The sequence below is a fragment of the Bacillus sp. FG16 genome, from assembly GCF_057809515.1.
Map to the genome: position 1 here is coordinate 24,857 of NZ_JBMDKC010000067.1, position 6,871 is coordinate 31,727.

The 6,871-nt window shown below is 37.0% G+C and carries 6 protein-coding genes and 1 tRNA gene; all 7 read right to left on the bottom strand.

Features of this window, described 5'->3' with window-relative positions; all coding sequences use genetic code 11:
• Positions 1–10: 10 nt before the first annotated feature.
• On the bottom strand, positions 11–196 hold the full coding sequence (locus ACODS7_RS21670; protein WP_001206405.1) for a hypothetical protein: 186 nt from the start codon (positions 194–196) through the stop codon (positions 11–13).
• A 288-nt stretch (positions 197–484) separates the two neighbouring features.
• Entirely contained in the window at positions 485–1,831 is a 1,347-nt protein-coding gene (gene glmM / locus ACODS7_RS21675; protein ID WP_029441429.1) for a phosphoglucosamine mutase, read from the bottom strand.
• Entirely contained in the window at positions 1,824–3,305 is a 1,482-nt protein-coding gene (locus ACODS7_RS21680) for a CdaR family protein (RefSeq protein WP_243168852.1), read from the bottom strand. Before ACODS7_RS21680 ends, glmM begins: the two co-directional genes overlap by 8 nt.
• Positions 3,298–4,119 (bottom strand): diadenylate cyclase CdaA, encoded by an 822-nt coding sequence (cdaA, locus tag ACODS7_RS21685; RefSeq protein WP_016084011.1) that lies wholly within the window; start codon positions 4,117–4,119, stop codon positions 3,298–3,300. The genes ACODS7_RS21680 and cdaA overlap by 8 nt, the downstream gene beginning before the upstream one ends.
• A 248-nt stretch (positions 4,120–4,367) precedes the next feature.
• A complete protein-coding gene (rocF, locus tag ACODS7_RS21690; RefSeq protein WP_029441427.1) occupies positions 4,368–5,261 on the bottom strand; it encodes an arginase in 894 nt (297 codons plus the stop codon).
• A gap of 210 nt (positions 5,262–5,471) precedes the next feature.
• Positions 5,472–6,617: a glycerate kinase gene (locus ACODS7_RS21695; protein WP_029441426.1), complete on the bottom strand. Its 1,146-nt coding sequence runs from the start codon at positions 6,615–6,617 to the stop codon at positions 5,472–5,474.
• Positions 6,618–6,733: 116 nt separating this feature from the next.
• Positions 6,734–6,806: transfer RNA gene (locus tag ACODS7_RS21700), tRNA-Ala, on the bottom strand.
• Positions 6,807–6,871: the final 65 nt, after the last annotated feature.

The following is a 6,871-nucleotide window of genomic DNA, read 5'->3' on the forward strand; positions in this document are numbered from 1 at the left end:
TTAGTCGCCGTTACAAATGCTTACACTGCTCTGCGAACATGTAACGACATAGTCCGATACCATTTTTATTTATACTAAAAAACGGATTACATATTGCTAGCCCTGTAAGCTTGTAACGGCTTTCACCTTCCTCTCGATTGGGTTTAAGTCCGTATATACTTATACAGCTAGTTTTCATCCGTTCCTCTTCTCTCATCACACTTTCACCTTTGTCCACTAAGTCACCTTAATGATTTAAGTAAAAGTTTGCGGTTGTGATGAACAACCGGGAGTCATCCGCCGAAATCTCGATAAACCCCACCTCGTCAACTACACTATTTGTAGTTCTGGCGCTTTTATAATTTACAATATTTCCTTTGAGAAAAAGAACAAGACCATCTTATAACAAACATGGATAAACCGTCAATGAAATTTTTTTCATCGTCTATAAAACATATGAAAAAGGAGCACTTTTTGTGCTCCTTTTTCATATAAATTCAGCTAATTACTCAGCGCCAACTTCGGCTTTCACAACTTCTACAATGCGATGTACATATGCATCACAAACTTCTTGTGTTGGTGCTTCTGCCATTACACGAATAAGTGGCTCTGTTCCAGATGGACGAACAAGAATACGGCCATCACCGTTCATTTCTTCCTCTACAACACGAATAATTTCTTTAATTTTTTCATTTTCTAATGCTAATTTTTTATCTGTTACACGAACGTTTACTAGCAATTGTGGGAATTTCGTCATTTCTCCTGCAAGCTCAGATAATGATTTTTTCGTCATTTTCATGATATTTACAAGTTGAAGTGCACTTAACATTCCGTCACCAGTTGTAATGTAATCAAGTAAGATAATATGGCCTGATTGTTCTCCACCTAAGTTGTAACCACCGCGTTTCATCTCTTCCATTACATAGCGGTCACCAACTGCTGTTTTATCACTTGTAATATTGTTTGCTTCAAGTGCTTTGTAGAAACCTAAGTTACTCATAACAGTTGAAACAACTGTATTATGTTTTAATTGACCAGTTTCTTTCATGTACTTCGCACAAATAAACATAATTTGATCACCGTCAACGATGTTTCCTTTTTCGTCTACAGCAATTAAACGGTCGCCATCGCCATCAAAAGCAAGTCCGATATCCGCACCTTTTTCTTTTACCAATTCAGCTAATACTTCTGGATGTGTAGATCCTACACCTTCGTTAATATTCATACCGTTCGGTGAAGTTCCCATTGTTGAAATGTCAGCTTCTAGGTCTGCAAATAAGTATGGAGCTAGAGAAGAAGTTGCACCATGTGCACAATCTAAAGCGATATGTAGACCAGAGAAATCTTCTTCAACAGTTTGTTTAATGTACTGTAAATATTTTTGTCCACCTTCAAAGTAATCGCTCACTTGTCCAAGATTAGTACCTGTTGGACGTGGTAGTTCATCAACTTCTTTGTCTAATAAAGCTTCAATTTCAGCTTCTTGCTCATCTGTTAATTTAAAACCGTCTGAACCAAAGAATTTAATACCGTTATCTTGTACTGGATTATGAGATGCAGAAATCATAACACCCGCTTGTGCGTCTAGTGCTTTTGTTAAATAAGCAACGCCCGGTGTAGAAATAACGCCAAGGCGCATTACTTCTGCTCCAGTTGATAATAGACCTGCTACTAAAGCTCCTTCTAACATATGGCCAGATACACGTGTATCACGACCGATAATTACTTTTGGACGATCTGTATCTTTTGTTAATACATAACCGCCAAAACGCCCAATTTTGAAAGCTAATTCAGGTGTTAACTCCTTATTTGCAACTCCGCGTACTCCATCTGTACCAAAATATTTACCCATTATGATTCGCTCCTTTTTCTTGCTCTTTTTGATTATGGTTATCTACTGTTGGTTCTTGACTAGTTTCTTTATCTTTATCTTGATTTTGGTTTTGATTATTTTCCTGTTCCTTTTCTGGATTAGGTTCAGGATTTTTTGGTTTCTCAGTTTGATTTTCTTGATTGGTGTTTGAATCCGGTTCTTGACCGTTACCCTGTACTTCTTTATCTGGTTTTTCTTTTTTCACAATAGTAACTTTAGCATTTTTTTGCTTTGACTCTATTGAAATATTACCAGGACCACTCACTTGAATGGAAATATCTTTCGTCCCTGGAGATATATTTTGCAAATTAATTACCGCTGTTATTTGAGCAGCTGTTATTTTATCTACTATACTTGCTTCTCCTGAAATATCAACACTTATCTTTCCATCTTGCGGCGAAAGTAACTGAGCAGTAACATCTTTAGAAAGTCCATTTTTTTGGATTGGGATACCATCAATCGTTTTTGTTTTCGTTTGTTTTGTTTTTTGCACTCCCACCGAAACTTTCACTTGATTCGGTTTTGCGCTTGTTACACCCTTGGGTAATAAAACAGAGGCATCGAATGTTGTAGACTCTGTCAATTGACTAAGATCTACTTCGACCCCCTCTATCGATTGTATATTATCCAAAATATCTTTTGGACCTGCTATCGTTACTTCTTTTGGCTCAACACTAATATTTGTAATTGCCAATCCTTCTGCTAAACTCCCCTTTTTCGTATATGTTATAGGAACAGTTTTTTCAGTATTATTGGCTGTAGTTTGCGTTGCCACATTCAACGTTACACTAATCTTAGATGGACTTGTTCTTACATTTAAACGTTTTCCTTCTTTATTGTATAATGTAACTTCGGGCGTTTTTGTAACAGTTTTATTAACACCTTTTAAATCAACATACGCTTTGGCAGATGAAATACTTTCAATTTCTTCTTTCGTCCCAACTCCCTCAACAGTATCCGGTTTAAGGTTTGATTTTTCGAGAGTAGCTCCCGCTGGCATCTGATCCTCATTTGATAATTTCAAATCTACATGAACATATTTTCTCGCCTTTTCATGAAGAGTAACTTTAATTGTTGATGGCTGAACTGTTCCTTTCACATCATCTGGAAGCCCGTTCGTTTTTAAAGAAACTTCATAAGTTCCTTTTGCACTATCTCGCAAATCAATTGTTATGTCAAATTGTTTTTTTGCTTTTGCTGTAGCAACTGCTGCTTTTGGGCCCTCTAACTTCACTTTAACGCCCTCTGACGGAATACCACTTACAATATATTTCTCTTCATCATACTTAACCTTAATACCATAATTAGTTAATGTTTCTTTCGCATCATTCGCGAAAGGTACTATACCTGATGTCGTATTTTTTTCAGTTAACGTCGCTGACATAAAAAGCATACACGCCAATAGTAATGAGATCCCTTTTAAAAACCAATGATTCTCCATTAACTTATCCATGACGCTTTCTCCTCCAATTCCATAAAGACGAAGAAGTCGTTTTTTCGTTTCCACTAAATTCAGCTAATAACATATCCTTCAGCTGTTCTGTCTTCAAGTCACGATGCAACTTGCCATTTTTCGTTAAAGAAATTTGACCAGTTTCTTCCGACACAACTACTGTAATACTATCAGTGACTTCACTAACTCCCATTGCAGCACGATGTCTAGTTCCTAATTCTTTAGAAATAAACGGACTTTCTGATAATGGAAGATAGCATGCTGCTGCTTTAATTGTACTTCCTTGCATAATTACTGCTCCGTCATGAAGAGGTGTATTTGGAATAAAAATATTAATAAGTAGTTCCGATGATACGTTTGCATTCAGCGGAATACCCGTTTCCACATAATCACCCATACCGGTCTCTTTTGACAAAGTAATTAATGCACCAATTCTACGTTTTCCCATATATTCGGTTGCTTTTGCTATCGCTGTTGCAACCATCTCAGGTTCATCATCCTCATGAGTTCCAACACGCGAAAATAAACTCCCGCGTCCTAGCTGCTCAAGTGCTCTTCGCAATTCTGGCTGAAAGATAATAATAACGGCTAAAAATCCCCACGTTAATACTTGTTCAGTTAGCCAATATAGCGTATGCAATTCAAGGAAAATACTGATCATCCGAACGACAATAATAACTGTAATCCCTTTTAAAAGTTGAACAGCCTTCGTCCCTCGGATTATGAGAATTAGCTTATATATAATAAACCATACAACGGCAATATCTAATACCGTACTAAGATATTTCAAAATGGTCGTATCTTCAAAAGGCATGCTAACCCTTCCTCCTACTTACGAGCAATTCTATCCATATATTGAAATATTGTTTTATGCTCTATCTGTATGTATTTCCAACAACTAGTTAATTATACCATACATGAAACAAACAACAATTACAAACAACCCCCTTTAACTCAAATTGGTAAGATGTCAAACATTATTATCGTACAGTATAATATAAGTCATTATTATACGCCTATTTTCAAATAAAAAAAGCAACTTCTCAGTTGCTTTTCTTACATTTATTTTAGTTTTTCACCGAATAAAGAACCCATTAAAGCAACTGCTGTTGTTGCTGTTCTATTTCTCTCATCTAAAATCGTATTTACCTCAACAAATTCAGCAGATGTGATAATATCAGCTTCTGCTAACATTTCCATCGCTAAGTGGCTTTCACGATAAGATAGACCGCCAATTACAGGCGTTCCAACACCTGGTGCATCATGAGGATCAAGACCATCTAAATCTAATGACAAGTGGACACCATCAGTATGAGATAAATATGCGATCGTTTCTTCCATAACAGCCGTCATCCCCATACGATCAATCTCATGCATTGAGAATACTTTAATACCTTCATGGCGAATGAAGTCTTTTTCTCCTTCATCCAACGCACGTGCACCGATAATTACAACATTCTCTTTTTTCACCTTTGGATATGCTCCGTATAAATCTACAAGTGAAGAATGTCCATAACCTAAACTTGCAGCAAGTGACATACCGTGAATATTTCCAGATGGTGAAGTTTCCTCTGTATTTAAATCACCGTGTGCATCATACCAAATAACACCTAAGTTTTTATAATGTTTGGCTACACCAGCTAATGTACCGATAGCAATACTATGGTCACCACCTAATACAAGTGGAAAACGACCTTCTTCTATAATATGATCCACCTTACTTGCTAATTCGTTACATACAGTTGCAACTTGTGTAAGGTTTCTTAATTTTGTATTCGCATCTACTTCTTTTTCTCTCTCTATACATATATCTCCCATATCTTTAACGTCATATCCAATTTCTTCAATTCTTTCAATTACCCCTGCATAACGGATCGCGCTCGGTCCCATATCAACTCCACGACGCATCTGTCCTAAATCCATTGGAACTCCAATAACTGAGATTTCTTTTTTCATAGATAGTATCCCCCTTTTATGCCTTCACTAAATATTTTAAATCTTTTATATAGTCTGACTCAACTCGACATTTTTTTGTATGGATATACAATTTATTCACTTATATTCACGTTGAAAATCAAATTCCAAGACTATTCTATGTATAAAGTTAACTTAATGAAACAATCGCAATCACTATTATTAAATAATAATAATAAAACACCCCTACATTTAGAAGTGTTTTTCTGACGCTATTTTCCATACTGCTGCAATATTCTTCGTTGTCATTTCAATATTTTCTTCTGCTACTTTATATGCTTCTTCTAGTGTCATCGGTCTCGTTGTAATACTAAATACCGCATCTATTCCTTTCTCGTACACAGCTGGATAATCAGATGATACAGACCCTCCAATAGCAATTACAGGTACAGATAAACGTTTCGCACGCCCCGCAACACCAACAGGAGCCTTTCCATATGCAGTTTGTTCATCTATTCTACCTTCACCAGTTATAATGAGAGTTGCACCTTCTATATGTTTATCGAAATTTGTATAATCCAATACAATTTCAATGCCCCTCCGCAAATCTCCCTTTAACACTGAAATAACAGCCGCTCCCATTCCTCCCGCTGCTCCTGCACCAGGTATTCCAGATACATCAGAAGATACATATCTTTTAAGGATATTCGCATAATGTTTTAAATTCTCATCTAACTCTTTCATCATCTCTACATTCGCACCCTTTTGTCTCCCAAATACGAAAGATGCTCCCTGCATTCCGACTAATGGATTATCCACATCACATGCCGCTTCTATCTTTATCCCCTTTAAGCGTGGGTCCATTTGTGAAAAATCAATAGCAACAATCGAATGTAACGTACCTCCAGATGGATCTATTACTTCACCCTTGTCATTTATAAATCTTACTCCTAAAGCTGCTAACATGCCTGCCCCACCATCATTTGTAGCACTTCCTCCAAGTCCTAAAATTATGTACTCCGCCCCTTGATTTAGCGCATGTAATATAAGTTCTCCTGTTCCTTTTGTCGTTGTAATAAGTGGGTTTCGCTTTTCAACTGGCACGTGCTGTAATCCTGATGCTGCTGCCATTTCAATAAACGCTGTCTTTTTATCTTTAGACATGCCATAAAAAGCTTGTACACTTTCTCTAAGCGGTCCTGTCACACTAATTGATATAATTCTCCCCCCTGTAGCATCAACAAGCGATTCAACCGTCCCTTCTCCTCCATCTCCAATCGGTATTTTCACATACTTTGCATTAGGAAAAATTGCTCTAAAACCTCTTTCAATAGCTTCACATACTTCTATAGCTTTTAGGCTTTCTTTATATGAATCAGATGCAATAACAACTTTCACAATTATCCCTCATCCCTTATTTTTACGTTTTCTTCATTTTAAACGATAAATATAAAAGTTGTCTTTTTAAACACAAAAAAGCTTACATCATATGATGTAAGCTTTTTCTATTTAGATGGAGCCTAGCGGGATCGAACCGCTGACCTCCTGCGTGCAAGGCAGGCGCTCTCCCAGCTGAGCTAAGGCCCCTTAGTAATAAAGCGGAAGACGGGATTCGAACCCGCGACCCCAACCTTGGCAAGGTTGTATTCTAC

Excerpts from the sequence above, each read along its gene's own strand:
- ACODS7_RS21670 (WP_001206405.1), bottom strand. The coding sequence starts at position 196 with ATGAGAGAAGAGGAACGGATGAAAACTAGCTGTATAAGTATATACGGA.
- glmM (WP_029441429.1), bottom strand. The coding sequence starts at position 1,831 with ATGGGTAAATATTTTGGTACAGATGGAGTACGCGGAGTTGCAAATAAG.
- ACODS7_RS21680 (WP_243168852.1), bottom strand. The coding sequence starts at position 3,305 with ATGGATAAGTTAATGGAGAATCATTGGTTTTTAAAAGGGATCTCATTA.
- cdaA (WP_016084011.1), bottom strand. The coding sequence starts at position 4,119 with ATGCCTTTTGAAGATACGACCATTTTGAAATATCTTAGTACGGTATTA.
- rocF (WP_029441427.1), bottom strand. The coding sequence starts at position 5,261 with ATGAAAAAAGAAATCTCAGTTATTGGAGTTCCAATGGATTTAGGACAG.